This window comes from Enterobacter sp. ECC-019 (assembly GCF_043974075.1).
Taxonomy (GTDB): domain Bacteria; phylum Pseudomonadota; class Gammaproteobacteria; order Enterobacterales; family Enterobacteriaceae; genus Enterobacter; species Enterobacter asburiae_D.
This window is the reverse complement of the sequence record NZ_CP143759.1, coordinates 3,943,859-3,958,402: the sequence shown is the minus strand read 5'-3', so window position 1 is coordinate 3,958,402 and position 14,544 is coordinate 3,943,859. Positions and strand designations below refer to the sequence as shown.

Sequence of the window (14,544 nt, the reverse complement as noted above, 5' to 3'; positions counted from 1 at the left end):
GTGAGAGATTTTGTCAGTCGGGCAAACAAAATCGTAGGCCGGGTAAGCGTAGCGCCACCCGGCATTTACATTAGATCTTACATGCGCCGCTTTCGCAGCCATCGTCCTGAATTGACGGTACCATGTCGTCCTGCGCGTCTTCCGCACCGTCACGGGTGTTGTGATAGTACAGTGTTTTCACGCCAAATTTGTAGGCGGTGAGCAGGTCTTTCAGCAACTGCTGCATCGGAACCTTGCCGGACGGGAAGCGCGTCGGGTCATAGTTGGTATTGGCAGAGATCGACTGGTCGATAAACTTCTGCATGATACCCACCAGCTGCAGGTAGCCGTCGTTGTTTGGCATTTCCCACAGCAGCTCGTAGTTGTTGCCCAGGGTTTCGTAATCCGGTACGACCTGACGCAGCACGCCGTCTTTCGACGCCTTGATGCTGACGTGGCCGCGCGGCGGTTCAATACCGTTGGTGGCGTTAGAGATCTGCGAAGAGGTCTCGGACGGCATCAGAGCAGAGAGCGTGGAGTTACGCAGGCCGTGGGTCTTGATGGACTCACGCAGGCCTTCCCAGTCGAGATGCAGCGGCTCGCTGACAATCGCATCCAGGTCTTTCTTGTAGGTGTCGATTGGCAGAATGCCTTTCGCGTAGGTGGTTTCGTTGAACCACGGGCACGCGCCTTGCTCTTTCGCCAGCTCGTTAGAGGCTTTCATCAGGTAGTACTGAATGGCTTCAAACGTCTGGTGCGTCAGGTTGTTAGCGCTGCCGTCAGAGTAACGCTTGCCGTTTTTCGCCAGCCAGTAGGCGAAGTTGATCACGCCGATACCCAGGGTACGGCGGCCCATTGCACCGCGTTTTGCGGCCGGGATTGGGTAATCCTGGTAGTCCAGCAGGGCGTCGAGCGCGCGAACCGCCAGCACGGCCAGCTCTTCCAGCTCGTCCAGGCTCTTAATCGCACCCAGGTTGAACGCGGAGAGCGTACACAGAGCAATTTCACCGTTTTCGTCGTTCACGTCTTCCAGCGGTTTGGTCGGCAGGGCGATCTCCAGGCACAGGTTGGACTGGCGCACTGGCGCAACCACCGGGTCAAACGGGCTGTGGGTGTTGCAGTGGTCAACGTTCTGGATGTAGATACGACCGGTAGAGGCACGTTCCTGCATCATCAGGGAGAACAGGTCTACCGCCTTCACGCGCTGCTTACGAATGCTGTCGTCTTTTTCGTATTTGGTGTACAGACGCTCGAACTCGTCCTGATCGGCAAAGAACGCGTCATACAGGCCCGGAACGTCGGACGGGCTGAACAGCGTGATGTCTTCGCCTTTCAGCAGACGGGTGTACATCAGCTTGTTAATCTGCACGCCGTAGTCCATGTGACGCACGCGGTTGCCTTCAACGCCGCGGTTGTTTTTCAGGACCAGCAGGCTTTCCACTTCCAGGTGCCACATCGGGTAGAACAGGGTCGCAGCACCGCCGCGCACGCCGCCCTGAGAGCAGGATTTTACTGCCGTCTGGAAGTGTTTATAGAACGGGATACAGCCGGTGTGGAACGCTTCACCGCCGCGAATCGGGCTGCCCAGCGCACGGATGCGACCGGCGTTGATGCCGATACCGGCACGCTGGGAAACGTATTTCACGATGGCGCTGGAGGTGGCGTTGATGGAATCCAGGCTGTCACCACATTCGATCAGTACGCAGGAGCTGAACTGACGGGTTGGGGTACGCACGCCAGACATGATTGGCGTCGGCAGAGAAATCTTGAACGTGGATACCGCATCGTAGAAACGCTTCACGTATTCCAGACGGGTGTCACGCGGGTAGTTAGAGAACAGGCAGGCGGCCACCAGAATATAGAGGAACTGGGCGCTTTCGTAGATCTCACCGGTTACACGGTTCTGAACCAGGTATTTGCCTTCGAGCTGCTTCACCGCCGCGTAGGAGAAGTTCATGTCGCGCCAGTGATCGATAAACTCGTTCATCTGCTCGAACTCTTCTTCCGTATAGTCTTCCAGCAGATGCGTGTCGTATTTGCCCAGCTCAACCATTTTCACCACGTGATCGTAAAGCTTCGGCGGCTCAAACTGGCCGTAGGCTTTTTTACGCAGGTGGAAAATCGCCAGACGTGCAGCGAGGTACTGATAATCAGGTGCTTCGCGGGAGATGAGGTCTGCCGCTGCTTTAATGATCGTTTCGTGGATATCAGACGTTTTGATGCCGTCGTAGAACTGGATGTGGGAACGCAGTTCAACCTGGGAGATAGATACGTTGTTCAGTCCTTCTGCTGCCCAGTCGAGAACTCGATGGATTTTGTCCAGATTGATACGCTCGGTGGTACCGTCGCGCTTTGTCACCAGCAGACTCTGATTCATGTGGGTTTTACCTGTCCGTGAAATAAAAAATATCCCCCGCTTATCCACAGATCCGTCTTGTGACTAACTCTGTGGATAAATACTACATATAGGGGGTTTGCGATAAGAAAAACGCTATATGGTGAGTATTCTAGTATCGAATCTTTTCAGCACAAGGGTTGATTTTGACGTTAAATTGAGGTTGTGAAAGGGTAAAAAAGGCTAAGTCCTCGTACCGTAAGGCCTGGAAGACATGTCAATAATTAAGAAAAAAAATTCAAAATTTGATCGAGTGCTGATTTCTTCAACGGGAGGTCAGAATTGCGCAACATGATGTCGCGCAATCTTTATAAGAATAACGAATGACGTTAGTCGTTTTTGGCGGTTGTGTGCAACATATAGTTAACATCAACGCCCGGTGCGAGTTTGAATTTATCGGTCAGCGGATTGTAGTGCAGGCCGGTGATGTGCTGCTCTTTGAGCCACGTCTGGTCAACCCAGCTTAACAACTCCGCAGGCTTGATGAATTTCTTCACGTCGTGTGTGCCTTTCGGCACCATGCGCAGCACATATTCTGCGCCAACAACGGCCATCAGCCAGGCTTTGCCGTTGCGGTTGATGGTTGAGAAGAAGACCTGGCCGCCCGGCTTCACCAGTTTTGCACAGGCATGCACCACGGACTGCGGATCGGGAACGTGCTCCAGCATCTCCATGCAGGTCACCACATCGTACTGATGGGCGTGTTTCGCCGCGTGCTCTTCCACGGTTTCCTGCACGTATTCCACCTGTATGCCGGACTCCAGCGCATGAAGGCGGGCCACCTGCAGCGGTTCAAAGCCCATATCCAGGCCAGTGACGTTCGCCCCTTCGCGCGCCATGCTCTCAGCCAGGATGCCGCCGCCGCAGCCGACGTCGAGCACTTTCTTACCGAACAGACCGCCGGAACGCTCCGCGATATAGCCCAGACGCAGCGGGTTAATGCGATGCAGCGGTTTGAACTCACCTTCGAGATCCCACCAGCGGGACGCCACCGCTTCAAATTTGGCAATCTCTTCGTGGTCAACGTTGTGAACCACCGGGGATTTTTCGGCATTCATGGGCGCTTTTACTCCTTATTTAGCAAGACAAAGGAGTATATCAGGCAATCCCCGTGAATAAAGCGTATAGGTTTACCTCAATCACCTCGGCTGTGTTATAATTTGCGACCTTTGAATCCGGGATACAGTAGAGGGATAGCGGTTAGATGAGCGACCTTGCGAGAGAAATTACACCGGTTAACATCGAGGAAGAGCTGAAGAGCTCCTATCTGGACTATGCGATGTCGGTCATTGTTGGCCGTGCGCTGCCGGACGTCCGCGATGGCCTTAAGCCGGTACACCGTCGCGTACTATACGCCATGAACGTATTGGGCAATGACTGGAATAAAGCCTATAAAAAATCTGCCCGCGTCGTCGGTGACGTCATCGGTAAATATCACCCGCATGGTGATACCGCCGTTTATGACACCATCGTTCGTATGGCGCAGCCATTCTCCTTGCGTTACATGCTGGTAGATGGTCAGGGTAACTTTGGTTCAGTCGACGGCGACTCCGCTGCGGCGATGCGTTATACGGAAATCCGTATGTCGAAAATCGCTCATGAGCTGATGGCCGACCTGGAAAAAGAGACCGTTGATTTCGTCGATAACTACGACGGCACCGAGCGCATCCCAGATGTGATGCCAACCAAGATCCCGAACCTGCTGGTTAACGGTTCGTCCGGTATCGCGGTCGGTATGGCAACCAACATTCCGCCGCACAATATCACCGAGGTGATCAACGGCTGCCTGGCCTATATCGACGATGAAGACATCAGCATTGAAGGGCTGATGGAACACATCCCGGGTCCGGATTTCCCGACGGCGGCGATCATCAACGGTCGTCGCGGTATTGAAGAAGCGTACCGCACCGGTCGCGGCAAGATTTACATCCGTGCCCGCGCCGAAGTGGAAGCGGACGCCAAAACCGGCCGTGAGACCATCATTGTTCACGAGATCCCGTATCAGGTGAACAAAGCGCGTCTGATTGAAAAAATCGCCGAGCTGGTAAAAGAAAAACGTGTTGAAGGTATCAGCGCGCTGCGTGACGAGTCTGACAAAGACGGTATGCGCATCGTGATTGAGATCAAACGCGACGCGGTGGGTGAGGTTGTGCTGAACAACCTGTACTCCCAGACTCAGCTTCAGGTCTCCTTCGGTATCAACATGGTTGCACTGCACCATGGTCAGCCGAAGATCATGAACCTGAAAGAGATCCTGAGCGCGTTCGTGCGTCACCGCCGTGAAGTGGTGACCCGTCGTACCATCTTCGAACTGCGCAAAGCGCGCGACCGTGCGCACATCCTCGAAGCGCTGGCGGTTGCGCTGGCCAACATCGACCCGATCATTGAACTGATCCGTCGTGCGCCAACCCCGGCGGAAGCGAAAGCCGCCCTGATTTCCCGTCCGTGGGATCTGGGTAATGTCGCCGCGATGCTGGAACGTGCGGGCGATGACGCAGCGCGTCCTGAGTGGCTGGAACCTGAATTCGGCGTGCGTGACGGTCAGTATTACCTGACTGAACAGCAGGCCCAGGCGATTCTGGATCTGCGTCTGCAGAAACTGACCGGCCTTGAGCACGAAAAACTGCTCGACGAATACAAAGAGCTGCTGGAACAGATTGCTGAGCTGTTGCACATTCTGGGCAGCGCAGAGCGTCTGATGGAAGTGATCCGTGAAGAGCTGGAACTGGTCCGCGATCAGTTCGGCGATGCGCGCCGTACCGAAATCACCGCGAACAGCTCTGATATCAACATTGAAGATCTGATCAACCGCGAAGACGTGGTGGTCACCCTGTCTCACCAGGGCTATGTGAAGTATCAGCCGCTGACCGACTACGAAGCACAGCGTCGTGGCGGTAAAGGCAAGTCTGCAGCACGTATTAAAGAAGAAGACTTTATTGACCGCCTGCTGGTGGCCAACACCCATGACACGATCCTCTGCTTCTCCAGCCGCGGTCGTCTGTACTGGATGAAAGTCTATCAGCTGCCGGAAGCAAGCCGTGGCGCGCGTGGTCGTCCAATCGTTAACCTGCTGCCGCTGGAAGCGAACGAACGTATCACCGCCATCCTGCCGGTACGCGAGTACGAAGAGGGCGTGAACGTCTTTATGGCGACCGCCAGCGGTACCGTGAAGAAAACCGCGCTGACCGAGTTCAGCCGCCCACGTTCCGCCGGTATTATCGCGGTGAACCTGAACGAAGGCGACGAGCTGATCGGCGTGGATCTGACCTCCGGTTCCGATGAAGTGATGCTGTTCTCTGCCGCCGGTAAAGTGGTGCGCTTTAAAGAGAATGCCGTCCGCGCGATGGGTCGTACCGCTACGGGCGTTCGTGGTATCAAACTGGCTGGCGAAGACAGCGTTGTTTCTCTGATTATTCCGCGCGGTGAAGGGGCTATCCTGACCGTCACGCAGAACGGTTACGGTAAACGTACGGCGGAAGGGGAATACCCAACCAAGTCTCGCGGCACGCAGGGCGTTATCTCTATCAAAGTGACCGAGCGCAACGGTTCCGTTGTGGGCGCGGTGCAGGTGGACGATGCCGACCAGATCATGATGATCACCGATGCCGGTACGCTGGTGCGTACCCGCGTGTCTGAGATCAGCGTGGTAGGGCGTAACACCCAGGGCGTAATCCTCATCCGTACAGCGGAAGATGAAAACGTGGTGGGCCTGCAACGCGTTGCTGAGCCGGTGGATGACGAAGAACTCGACTCTATCGACGGTAGCGTTGCGGAAGGCGATGATGAGATCGCGCCGGAAGCCGACACTGACGATGACGCAGCGGATGACGCTGACGAGTAATGTCTCCTGATACAAAAAAGGGCCGGATTCCGGCCCTTTTCTTTTGCACAAGCAGATAAGTCAACGTTGCGACCTGGCGCGTTTACCGCTACCTTAACCACATTCTTTTGACCCCGACGGCGGAGCCTCGCCCCCTTGAAATACCTCGTCTCCTTTCGTACTACGCTGAAAGTTTCTCGCTATCTGTTTCGGGCGCTGGCGCTCCTGCTTTGGCTGCTGGTGGCCTTGTTCTCGGTGTTTTACATCGTTAACGCGCTGCACCAGAAAGAAGCGGAGATCCGCCAGGAGTTTAACTTAAGCTCCGACCAGGCCCAGCGCTACATTCAGCGAACGTCTGACGTGATGAAGGAGCTGAAGTATATTGCCGAGAATCGTCTGACGGCGGAAAACGGCATCCTTGCGCTTCGCGGGCGTAATGACAAAACCGAAGTCCCGGACTTCCAGCCGCTTTTCCCTGACTCCGATTGCTCCACCATGAGCAATTCCTGGCGCGGGTCGCTGGAATCCCTTGCCTGGTTTATGCGCTACTGGCGCGACAATTTCTCCGCCGCCTATGACCTGAACCGCGTATTCCTGATTGGCAGTGAAAATCTCTGCATGGCTGACTTTGGCCTGCGCGATGTGCCCGTTGAGCGTGACGATGCGCTGAAAAGCCTGCATGAACGTATTGTGAAATATCGCAATGCGCCGCAGGACGAGCGCGGGAATAACATCTTCTGGGTTAGCCAGGGCCCGCGCCCGGGCGTGGGCTATTTCTACGCCCTGACGCCGGTGTATCTCGGCAATCGCCTGCAGGCGCTGCTGGGGATTGAGCAGACCATCCGCATGGAAAACTTCTTCACCCCGGGCAGCCTGCCCATGGGGGTGACCATTCTGGATGAAAACGGCCATCAGCTGATCTCACTCGCAGGCCCGGATAACCGGTTAAACGTCGAACCGCACTGGATGCAGGAGCGGTCGTGGTTTGGCTATACCTCGGGTTTCCGCGAACTGGTGCTGAAGAAGAGCCTGCCGCCTTCGTCGCTGAGTATTGTCTATTCGCTGCCGGTGGACATGGTGCTTGAGCGGATACGCATTCTCATCATGAATGCCATTCTGCTGAACCTGATCGCGGGTGGGGCGCTGTTCACCCTGGCGCGCATGTATGAGCGGAAAATCTTTATTCCCGCCGAGAGCGACGCCCAGCGGCTGGAGGAACATGAGCAGTTTAACCGCAAGATTGTCGCTTCGGCGCCTGTGGGGATCTGTATTCTGCGTACCCAGGATGGGACCAATATCCTGAGTAACGAACTGGCGCATAACTACCTGAACATGCTGACGCATGAGGACCGGCAGAGGCTGACGCAGATTATCTGCGGCCAGCAGGTAAACTTTGTCGACGTGCTCACCAGTACGCACACCAACCTGCAGATCAGCTTTGTGCATTCCCGCTATCGTAATGAAAACGTGGCGATTTGCGTGCTGGTGGATGTCTCCGCGCGCGTGAAAATGGAAGAGTCGCTGCAGGAGATGGCGCAGGCCGCGGAGCAGGCCAGCCAGTCGAAATCGATGTTCCTTGCCACCGTCAGCCACGAGCTGCGAACGCCGCTGTATGGGATCATCGGTAACCTCGACCTGCTGCAGACGAAAGAGCTGCCGAAAGGGGTCGACAGGCTGGTGACGGCGATGAACAACTCCTCCAGCCTGCTGCTAAAAATCATCAGCGATATTCTCGACTTCTCTAAAATCGAGTCTGAGCAGCTGAAAATCGAACCGCGGGAGTTCTCGCCGCGCGAGGTGATGAACCATATCAGCGCCAACTATCTGCCGCTGGTAGTACGTAAGCAGCTGGGGCTCTACTGCTTTATCGAACCGGACGTGCCGCTGACGCTGCACGGCGATCCGATGCGCCTGCAGCAGGTCATCTCTAACCTGCTCAGCAACGCCATCAAATTCACCGACGTTGGCTGTATCGTGTTGCACGTCTGCCGGGCGGGGGATTACCTGAGCATTCGCGTGCGCGACACGGGCGTCGGCATCCCGGCGAAGGAAGTGGTTCGCCTGTTCGACCCGTTTTTCCAGGTCGGGACCGGCGTGCAGCGTAACTTCCAGGGCACCGGACTGGGGCTGGCGATTTGTGAGAAGCTCGTCAGCATGATGGACGGTGATATCTCGGTGGATACCGAGCCCGGCATGGGCAGCCAGTTCACCATCCGTATTCCGCTCTATTCGGCGCAGTATCCGGCTAAAGCGACGGTTGACGGGCTGAGCGACAAGCGCTGCTGGCTGGCGGTGCATAACGCCTCGCTGAATGACTACCTGACGGCGCTGCTTGCCCACAGCGGCGTGCGGGTGTGCCGCTATGAAGGGCAAACGCCGGATGTGGACGATGTGCTGATCGCCGACGAGATGCCGGAACAGCCGTGGCAGGGGAGAGGGTCAGTGCTCTTCTGTCGTCGCCACATCGGTATTCCTGTCGAGCGTGCGCCTGGAGAATGGGTACACAGCGTCGCAACGCCGCACGAGCTGTTGAGCCTGCTGGCGCGCATCTACAAAGTGGAGCTGGAAGAGCGCGACGGCGAGGGCGGATTGCCGTCGCCGGAGTCTCTGGCGTCGGTGAATGACGATATGATGATTCTGGTGGTGGATGACCATCCGATTAACCGCCGCCTGCTGGCTGACCAGCTTGGCTCGCTGGGCTACCAGTGCAAAACGGCCAATGACGGCGTGGATGCGCTGAATGTGCTGAGTAAAAATCATATTGATATCGTGCTCAGCGACGTCAACATGCCTAACATGGACGGCTACCGTCTGACGCAGCGCATCCGACAGCTTGGCCTGACGCTGCCGGTGGTGGGCGTAACGGCGAACGCGCTGGCGGAAGAGAAGCAGCGCTGTCTGGAGTCAGGCATGGACAGCTGTCTGTCGAAACCGGTGACGCTGGACGTGCTGAAACAGACATTGTCGATTTACGCGGAGCGCGTGAGAAAAACGCGGATATAAAAAAGGCCCGCAAGGGCCTTTTTCATTTGCCCGGCGGCGCTGCGCTTGCGCGGGCCTACGGGTTCTGTAGGCCGGGTAAGCGCGAGCGCCACCCGGCATAAACAGCGGAGATCAATCCTTGTCGGTTGCGCTCAGTGTGACGGAGGAGAGATAGTTCAACAGTGCAATATCGTTGTCCACGCCCAGCTTCATCATCGCTGATTTCTTCTGGCTGCTGATGGTTTTAATACTGCGGTTCAGCTTCTTGGCAATCTCGGTCACCAGGAAACCTTCTGCGAACAGGCGCAGAACTTCACTCTCTTTCGGGGACAGGCGTTTGTCACCGTAGCCACCCGCGCTGATTTTTTCCAGCAGACGAGAGACGCTCTCAGGCGTGAACTTCTTGCCTTTCTGCAGCGCAGCGAGCGCTTTTGGTAGATCGGTCGGTGCGCCCTGTTTCAGCACAATCCCTTCAATGTCGAGATCCAACACCGCGCTCAGGATCGCCGGGTTGTTGTTCATGGTCAGAACAATGATCGAGATATCCGGAAAGTGACGTTTAATGTATTTGATGAGCGTGATCCCATCACCGTACTTGTCCCCAGGCATGGAGAGATCGGTAATGAGCACGTGTGCATCAAGCTTTGGGAGGTTATTGATCAGTGCTGTAGAGTCTTCAAATTCACCGACTACATTCACCCACTCGATCTGTTCAAGTGATTTGCGAATACCGAACAGTACAATCGGATGGTCATCGGCAATAATTACGTTCATATTGTTCATGTATAAGGCTACCTTGCTACAGCAAGCTTTTGACGTAGGCGTCAATGTCGCTGATGTATTTTTCAATGCCAGAGGCATCTTTCTCACGAATTAGATGTTCCAGCGTTTCACATAACTGCTTGCCGGGAACCAGATTAAGCATGGCAAACACCCCTTTAAGCCGGTGTGCTGTCTGTGCCAGCGCTGCAAAATCATTCGCAGCGGACTCAGTATACAACCGCTTAACATCATCTGGTACTGTCTCAACAAAGAGTGAATAGTATCCGCTGGCGTGAAGCTCGGCATTTTCATTGCCGCCTAACGGGGATTCCGCTATCTCTTCCTGCGCCAGCTGCTCTTCTATTAGTTGTAGTACAGCTTCCTGCATCGCATTGCTTATATTAAAGTTGACGCGCAGCTGGCCAGGGCCGATTTTCCGCACGCCTGACTCATCATCGCTTAAAAGCAAGCCGGAGGCAGTAAGATTAGACGGATTATCAGTTAAAAACAGATCAAATTCTTGACTTGCAAGTCTTTCATCCGGCGTGATGCAGGCCGCACCCCAGTTTTCTAACTGACGAACGACAATATTGCGGATCTCATTCGAGGTCACATCGACCATCACCACGACATCATCCAGCAGACGTTCTTCATCTTCTTCCTGCGGATTGGCCGCCATTTTCACGTGCAGAGAATAGCGAGTACCGAGGGATTCACGGGCTTTGATATTCAGATGGCCGCCGAGCTTACGCGCCAGCTGATCGCACAGCCAGAAGGTCAGGGCATTGGCCTTGCCGTAGCGATCGCTTTGTGTGTCATTCAGGAACGGGAAGTGCAGATTATCAATTTCACTCGTTGTGACGCCTTCTCCGGTATCCAGGATGCGGAATGTCAGGCGGTCTTCTGCCGACTCCTCAGTACTGACTTCAAGGGTGATCTTGCCAATCTGCGTGGTGGTCACGGCGTACTGAATGATCATCAGCAGAATGCGGCGCAACGCTTCACGATCGCCGTGGCGTTCGTCATTTGCCGGGAGATTGTTATTGATCAACAGCTGCAACCCTTTGCGCTTAATGACGGGCAGTACGTCCGGCACCACTTCATCGATCAGATCCTGAATGGAGAAGAGGGTTGGCGTTCCCTTCCAGAAATCATTCTCCAGCATGTTCGCCAGCTGGATCTCGTCAACCATTCTGACCAGCGAATCGGCCTGGCAGGCAAGCTGGTGGCTTTCAGAGGTGTTTAACGCCGCCGCCTGGGTCGCCAGCGTTTTTAACGGCTGCTTGAAGGCGTCGCCAATGTTCTGCATGAATGCGGCGCGCCCCTGCTGGTTTTTCTCATACAGCCTTTGCGCTTGCTTGAGCTTTTTATTGACCAGCACTTCGCGATCCTGGTCGCGAATAATGAAGATTTGCGTGCGGGGAGCCACCTGGCTGCGGGACTGACGGATCTCGTACAGTTCATTGTTGATGGTGGCCTGAATCACCCCCTGGTGTTGATCCGCCATGGTGGTGATGTTCTGCAGGTTAAGATGCGGCAGCAGATGGTCGGCAATTTTGTTGCTCATGACCGTACGATTCGCTTCCTGATCGTGAACCAGGACCCCAAGCGGCAGCACGGAAACAATCTCTTCATTCAGTGCACGCAATACGCGCAGCTCATTGCTGGTGCCGGCTGGAACCGCAGAGGCGTCGCTCTGACGACCCTGCTGGAAACGGAAGGTGCTGTAACCAAACAGCGCCAGCGCCAGCAGACCGATATTCAGCAGCAGAGGCAGCAGGATATTTTGCAGGGTGTCGAGCAACAGCGTGCCAAACGGTACCTGCCACACCAGACGCATCCCGGTCGAGTTCAGCGACGAGGCGATTTCGATTTTTGAGCCGTTAAAGGAGATCGATACGCTCTCTGCAGCCTCTTTGTCTGACGCCGCACGCATATTCTGGGTGCTGCTGTCTGGCTCCAGACGGAAGCTGTCGAGCGGCATGTCCGGCGGGATTAAATCATTAATTGGTAAATCGAAGGCCACTACCGTCGCCAGATGTCCTGGCTGGTTGAACGTGGTGCGCAGGGTAAAATAATGACCGTTTTGCCAGGCCAGACGACGCAGGGAAGAGAAGCTCTCACGTTCATCAAGGGCATTCGCCTGCTGCAGCATCTCTGCCCGGCGGGAATCGACGATGCTGCCCACGGTTGTCTCTTTAAACCCGGAAGAGAGATCTTTTAACGGCAGCGTTGAGATCAGGATCATGCTGTTGTCCTGACCGTTCAGATAGTACATCGACCACGGTACCGTTTCAGCGCCCCAGAGGGTATCCAGATAGGTCGAAATACGCTGCGTCATCTCAAGCGTCGCGCTGTCGTGAGAGCCAAAGATGAGGGCCTCGGTTTTACGCTGCGGTTTTTCGAGATAATAGACATCCTGCTTAAGCCGCGTCTCCTGAAGTCCATCCCCGGACGAGGAGGTCGGGGCAGCCGCGATATTGTCGTAAATCTGCCAGGTGGCGTAGCGCCAGGTATCAATACGCTTGTGCACGGCATGGGTGATATCAACGACCTGATAGCTCTTATCCTTCAGCCAGGCGTTAACCGCGCTTTGCACCATCACCCCCATGGTGACTAACAGCACAACGATCAAAAGAAGAAAGAAACGGGTGATGCTCCCGGGAAGGAGGGAAAATTTGCTCGGGGCGGTAGTTTCAGTCTGACTCATTGATATCTTTAACCCGTTATGGTCGTGCTCTGTGGCGATAGGGCAGTATAAAGGGTAATAACTGAATTTCCAGCGCCTCTGTCCGGGAAGAAGCGACTTTTTCACCGGACAATATCGGCGATGAGGCGTGCAGTAAACCTGTACAAACTCGCCATATGCGTACAAATTACAGGCACACGCACCCAAAAATAGCACGAATTAACAAGAAATTAAGTTTGTCCTTAATTTTCTTCCCTCGCAGGATACCCAATGAGAATTTAGTTAATAGTCGTTACAATTACGGTGCGGTAGCACAAAAAAAGGGAGTTAACGTAAAGAAAGGTAAAAAAAAACCGAATGCGAAGCATTCGGTTCAATTAGGGATAAACAGACATTCAAAACTGAATGACGGTAATAAATAAAGTTAATGATGATAGCGAGAGTTATTCTAGAGATTAGGTGCGATCTTGTTTTGTCATTCAGTGCTGTAACGGATTTTATTGTAACTTATTGATATTTATGTGGTGATTTTTCTGTTTGATTATAAGTGCTAATTTTCTAAGCTATTTGTGCTTTGTAAAAGTTCCTTGATATTTACATTTTGAAACATGTTGATAGATAAATGAAACATCTTCAAAGTTTTCGTATCATATTCGCATTGGATTATTCTGTAATTTTGCGGAGAATGAAATTGCCGACTGGTTAATGAGGGTTAACCAGTAAGCAGTGGCAATTATAAGGCATATAACAGAGGGTTAATAAAATGAAAGTTAAAGTACTGTCCCTCCTGGTACCAGCACTCCTGGTAGCAGGCGCAGCAAATGCGGCCGAAATTTATAACAAAGATGGCAACAAATTAGATCTGTACGGTAAAGTCGATGGTCTGCACTATTTCTCTGACGACAAGGGCAACGACGGCGACAAGACCTACATGCGTCTTGGCTTCAAAGGCGAAACTCAGGTTAACGATCAACTGACCGGTTACGGCCAGTGGGAATACCAGATCCAGGGCAACACCACTGAAGGTGACAACCAGTCCTGGACGCGTGTGGCGTTCGCGGGTCTGAAATTCGCTGAGGCGGGTTCTTTCGATTACGGTCGTAACTACGGCGTAATCTACGACGTGACCTCCTGGACTGACGTTCTGCCAGAATTCGGCGGCGATACCTACGGCGCAGACAACTTCCTCCAGCAGCGTGCTAACGGCGTTGCGACCTACCGTAACCAGGACTTCTTTGGTCTGGTTGACGGCCTGAACTTTGCTCTGCAGTATCAGGGCAAAAACGGCAGCGTAAGCGGTGAAAACACCAGCGGTCGCAGCCTGCTGAACCAGAACGGCGACGGCTACGGTGCATCCGTGACCTATAACCTGGGCGAAGGTTTCAGCGTGGGTGGCGCAATGTCCTCCTCCAAACGTACCGCCGATCAGAACGCACCAGGCGTATACGGTAATGGCGATCACGCAGAAGTCTATTCTGGCGGCCTGAAATACGATGCCAACAACATCTATCTGGCAGCGCAGTACTCTCAGACCTACAACGCAACCCGTTTCGGTACCTCTAACGGCAGCAACCCGACTACCGCTTACGGCTTCGCTAACAAAGCGCAGAACTTCGAAGTGGTTGCGCAGTACCAGTTCGACTTCGGCCTGCGTCCATCCGTGGCTTACCTGCAGTCTAAAGGGAAAGACATCGAAGGTTACGGCGATCAGGATCTGCTGAAATATGTTGATGTTGGTGCGACTTACTACTTCAACAAAAACATGTCCACCTACGTGGATTACAAAATCAACCTGGTTGATGAAAATGAATTCACCCGTCAGGCGGGTATCGGTACTGACGATATCGTCGCGCTGGGCCTGGTTTACCAGTTCTAATCGCTTCACCGTGTGACGTAAGGGGCCTGAAGGCCCCTTTT

The 14,544-nt window shown here is 54.2% G+C and carries 7 protein-coding genes; 3 read left to right on the top strand and 4 right to left on the bottom strand.

From position 1 onward, the window contains the following. Positions 1-70: 70 nt before the first annotated feature. Both nrdA and ubiG read right to left on the bottom strand, forming a co-directional pair. On the bottom strand, positions 71-2,356 hold the full coding sequence (gene nrdA / locus V1566_RS18705) for a class 1a ribonucleoside-diphosphate reductase subunit alpha (protein ID WP_395304296.1): 2,286 nt from the start codon (positions 2,354-2,356) through the stop codon (positions 71-73). A 347-nt stretch (positions 2,357-2,703) separates the two neighbouring features. Continuing rightward, complete coding sequence (gene ubiG, locus V1566_RS18700; protein WP_058841537.1) at positions 2,704-3,432, bottom strand: bifunctional 2-polyprenyl-6-hydroxyphenol methylase/3-demethylubiquinol 3-O-methyltransferase UbiG; 729 nt, start codon at positions 3,430-3,432, stop codon at positions 2,704-2,706. A gap of 146 nt (positions 3,433-3,578) precedes the next feature. On the opposite strand from ubiG, the gene gyrA reads away from it, so the two are divergent. Together gyrA and rcsC are read left to right on the top strand one after the other, a co-directional pair. After that, positions 3,579-6,215, top strand: coding sequence for a DNA topoisomerase (ATP-hydrolyzing) subunit A (gene gyrA / locus V1566_RS18695; protein WP_395304295.1), 2,637 nt, complete (start codon positions 3,579-3,581; stop codon positions 6,213-6,215). A gap of 135 nt (positions 6,216-6,350) precedes the next feature. Next, positions 6,351-9,197, top strand: coding sequence for a two-component system sensor histidine kinase RcsC (gene rcsC, locus V1566_RS18690; protein WP_395304294.1), 2,847 nt, complete (start codon positions 6,351-6,353; stop codon positions 9,195-9,197). Between the two features lie 111 nt (positions 9,198-9,308). Here the strand turns inward: rcsC and rcsB are convergent, their stop codons facing one another. Together rcsB and rcsD are read right to left on the bottom strand one after the other, a co-directional pair. Next, complete coding sequence (gene rcsB / locus V1566_RS18685) at positions 9,309-9,959, bottom strand: response regulator transcription factor RcsB (RefSeq protein ID WP_003859405.1); 651 nt, start codon at positions 9,957-9,959, stop codon at positions 9,309-9,311. 16 nt (positions 9,960-9,975) lie between these two features. Then, positions 9,976-12,648 carry a phosphotransferase RcsD gene (gene rcsD, locus V1566_RS18680; RefSeq protein ID WP_395304293.1) on the bottom strand — a complete coding sequence of 891 codons (2,673 nt, stop codon included), beginning with the start codon at positions 12,646-12,648 and terminating at the stop codon, positions 9,976-9,978. A gap of 742 nt (positions 12,649-13,390) precedes the next feature. Here rcsD and V1566_RS18675 point away from each other — a divergent pair. Next, positions 13,391-14,503, top strand: coding sequence for a porin OmpC (locus V1566_RS18675; protein ID WP_395304292.1), 1,113 nt, complete (start codon positions 13,391-13,393; stop codon positions 14,501-14,503). Positions 14,504-14,544: the final 41 nt, after the last annotated feature.